The organism is Microcella sp. (assembly GCF_033763155.1).
Taxonomy (GTDB): domain Bacteria; phylum Actinomycetota; class Actinomycetes; order Actinomycetales; family Microbacteriaceae; genus Microcella.
Genome location: NZ_JANRKZ010000140.1, coordinates 1 through 3279 on the forward strand (window position 1 = coordinate 1; position 3279 = coordinate 3279).

3 protein-coding genes and 2 pseudogenes are annotated in these 3279 nt (G+C 67.4%); 4 read left to right on the forward strand and 1 reads right to left on the reverse strand.

The genetic code is table 11. The features are described from left to right. Positions 1-534 (forward strand): annotated as a pseudogene (locus SFU54_RS05830) (hypothetical protein); the annotation flags it as partial. On the opposite strand, the gene SFU54_RS05835 reads toward SFU54_RS05830, so the two are convergent. Continuing rightward, a complete protein-coding gene (locus SFU54_RS05835) occupies positions 531-1292 on the reverse strand; it encodes an SGNH/GDSL hydrolase family protein (RefSeq protein ID WP_319015351.1) in 762 nt (253 codons plus the stop codon). The pseudogene SFU54_RS05830 and the gene SFU54_RS05835 overlap by 4 nt on opposite strands. A 204-nt stretch (positions 1293-1496) precedes the next feature. On the opposite strand from SFU54_RS05835, the gene SFU54_RS05840 reads away from it, so the two are divergent. The 3 genes and pseudogenes from SFU54_RS05840 to SFU54_RS05850 all read left to right on the forward strand — a co-directional run. Next, positions 1497-1721: a GlsB/YeaQ/YmgE family stress response membrane protein gene (locus SFU54_RS05840; RefSeq protein ID WP_319015353.1), complete on the forward strand. Its 225-nt coding sequence runs from the start codon at positions 1497-1499 to the stop codon at positions 1719-1721. An 86-nt stretch (positions 1722-1807) separates the two neighbouring features. Continuing rightward, positions 1808-3070: a DNA polymerase IV gene (gene dinB / locus SFU54_RS05845; protein ID WP_319015352.1), complete on the forward strand. Its 1263-nt coding sequence runs from the start codon at positions 1808-1810 to the stop codon at positions 3068-3070. 12 nt (positions 3071-3082) lie between these two features. Then, positions 3083-3279 (forward strand): annotated as a pseudogene (locus tag SFU54_RS05850) (ATP-dependent helicase); the annotation flags it as partial.

Here is a 3279-nt window from a genome sequence, read left to right on the forward strand (position 1 = left end):
ACGACCAACCTCGCCCTGGGCACGGCAGGAGTGACGGGAATCAAGACCGGCACTCTCGACGGTTACGGCGCCAACCTGCTTTTCGCGAGCACGGTCGCCGTGGGCGATGAGAGCACCGACGTCGTGGGGGTCGTGCTCGGCCTGCGCGATCAGGAGGCGGTCGCCGCGGCCGTGACCACACTGGTCACCACGGCGGCTGACGATTTTGCCGTCGTCTCCCTGATCGAACCCGGGACCACCGTCGCCACCTACTCGTCGCCGTGGGGCGATTCGGCACGGTTGGTCGCCGGCGAGAGCGACCCAGTGCTCGTGTGGGGTGCCGCATCATCGCGGGTACTGATCGATGCCCCGCCCTTTGTCGTCGGGAACGATCAACCCCCACCGGCAGCTCTCGTGGTGCTCATTGGTAGTGTGCGCACGTCGATCCCGCTGAGGTGGGAGGGCGCCATCAGCGCCCCACCCGTGACGTCGCAACTCCAGCAGCCGATCGACGAGCTTCTCGGCAGTGTAGGCGCTGACAGCGCGGGGCCCTAAAGCGTCGGCCGCTTCGGCCGCACCGTATCGCCAGACGACTGATGACGGATGCGCCGAACCACCCACGGCACGAGGTATTCGCGCGCCCAGCCGATGTCGTCGACGCGCGCCGATCGCCAGCTTCGGGCTGGGAGAGGCTCGGGGTGCAAAGGTTCAAGGTCGTGATCGATGCCGAGCGCATCGAGCACGGCGATGGCGATCGTGTGGTGTCCGAGTGGCGAAAAGTGCAGTCGGTCAGGAGCCCACATTTGAGCATTCTGAAGCTGGCGCAGCGACCACATGTCGGCCACGATCGCGTCATGCTTGGCCGCGACGTACCGGAGATTCTCGTTGTAGATGGCGACCTTGCCCCGCACACGACGCAGAACGGGCGTCATGCCGATATCGGGGCCGTTGAACATCACGACCGTCGCCCCATTCGACCGCAACCGACCGATTGTGTCGTCGAAGAGCTCCGCGACCTTGTCGGGGTCAGTGCCGGGGCGGATGATGTCGTTACCCCCGCCCGAGATCGTGATGAGGTCGGGGCGCAACGCGAGCGCAGCATCCACTTGCTCATCGGCAATTTGCTGCAACAACCGACCCCGAATGGCGAGGTTGGCATAGGCGAAATCGTCGGTGCGTTCGGCGAGCACTTCGGCCACGCGGTCGGCCCATCCACGGTGTCCGCCGGGGCTTTGCGGCTCGGGGTCTCCGATGCCTTCGGTAAACGAGTCGCCGATGGCGACATAGCGCGACCACGGGTGAAGCTGAGGCATGCACCCAGAGTGCCAGACGCCGACGAATCGCGGCAGAGTGTGCCCTTGCCGATCAGAGATGTACCCCTAACGGGGGACATCTGATTGACTCTCGGGTGGGCGTTGCTTCTGCCACGCTCACCTCGCGGTCTCGCAACGATGCGATGCCCGCTCGAATGAAAGGAGAAGCGCAAGGGCTTTTTCGGATTCCTCCTCCTCGGCCTCATCGCGGGCGCTATCGCCAAGGCGATTCTGCCGGGCAAGCAGGGCGGCGGGTGGTTCTCGACGCTCATTCTCGGTGTCGTCGGTGCCCTGCTCGGCGGCTGGCTCGGCAGCCTTTTGGGCCTCGGCTCGATCGATGAGTTCTTCAGCATCGGCACGTGGCTGCTCGCCATCGGCGGCTCGCTCATCGTGATCGTGCTGTGGCGCCTCATCACGCGCAAGAAGTAGCACTCGACCTCGGCTAGACCGCGCGCCCCACGCGCATCCACCGCCGTCAGAGCACGGTGCGAGGATGATCGCGTGGGGCGTGCGGCATGAGCAAGCAAGACGGCAGCGGTCGGCAGGTCACCGAGACCCCGACCGATGACCTGAGCGCGCGCATCCTGCACCTCGACATGGACGCCTTCTTCGCGTCAGTCGAACTGCTCGACCGACCCGAGCTACGCGGCAAACCCGTTATTGTCGGCCACCGCGGGGCGCGCTCGGTCGTGACGGCGGCAACGTATGAGGCACGGCGTTATGGCGTCAACTCGGCCATGCCCATGGCTGTGGCTCTGCGCCGCTGCCCGCACGCGATTGTGCTCGAGCCGCATTACGACCGCTATCAGACCGCGTCGCGCGCGGTCATGCAAATACTGGGCGACGTCACCCCACTCGTCGATCCGCTGAGCATTGTCGAAGCTTTTCTCGCCGTCTCGGGCGCGACGGCGCTGTTCGGCCCGCCGTTTGCCATCGGCGCGGCGTTGCGGGCGCGCATCCACGCCGAGACCGGGCTCGTCGCCTCGGTCGGAGCGGCCGCCACCAAGTTCGTCGCGAAGCTCGCCTCGGGGCGCGCCAAGCCCGACGGGCTGCTCATCGTGCCCGAGGCCGAGACCCTGTCGTTCTTGCACCCGCAACCCATCACCGCCCTGTGGGGAGTCGGCGCGGCATCGGCCCAGCGCCTCGAGCGACTGGGGCTGCGCACGATCGGTGATGTGGCGGATGCTCCGCTCGACGCCCTCACACGCGCACTCGGCCCGGCCGCCGCGGGGCACCTCCACGCACTCGCACACGGTCGCGACCCGCGGTCGGTCTCGCCCGAGCGCGCTGAAAAGACCATCGGTCACGAGGTGACGTTTGAGCGTGATGTTGCCGAGCCGACGGTGATCGACCGCGAACTCCTCCGGCTTGCCGAACGCGTCGCCGAACGGCTGCGCGCCGGGGGATGGGTCGCACGCACGCTGTCAATCAAGCTGCGCTTCGGCGACTTCGAAACCATCACGCGCTCGCAGACTCTGCCCGAACCGACGGATGTGGCGCAACGCATTGCGACCGAAGCGCGCACTCTCTACGCAGCGTCTCCCGTCGTCGGGCGCGGCCTCCGCTTGATCGGCGTACGGGCGTCAGCCTTGCTGCCGACGGGTACCGTGGCGCGCGGACTGTGGGATGACGATGAACCCTGGCGTGAGGCGGAGGGTGCGATCGACGCTCTCGCCGAGCGCTTCGGATCGGGCACGGTGCAACGCGCCTCTCTGCTGCGCGGAGCACCTCCCCGTCGTGGGAGTGTTCCGGAGGGCGGTGTCGGTCGGCTCGACTAGCATCGAGGTCTCGTGAGTCCGACCTACCGCCGCGCCCCGCACGTGGGCACCTTTGCCGCGGAAAACCTCTCACCCTCGTACCCCGAGCGGGCCGCGCGCGGCACGGCAGACCGCTTGCGGGCCTGGCAAGCCGAAGCGCTCGACCGGTACTTCGAGACGGAACCGCGCGACTTTCTCGCGGCCGCGACGCCCGGCGCCGGCAAGACGAC

Bases quoted from the DNA above. Each gene is read 5' to 3' on its own strand.
- dinB (WP_319015352.1), top strand. From the start codon at position 1,808: ATGAGCAAGCAAGACGGCAGCGGTCGGCAGGTCACCGAGACCCCGACC.
- SFU54_RS05835 (WP_319015351.1), bottom strand. From the start codon at position 1,292: ATGCCTCAGCTTCACCCGTGGTCGCGCTATGTCGCCATCGGCGACTCG.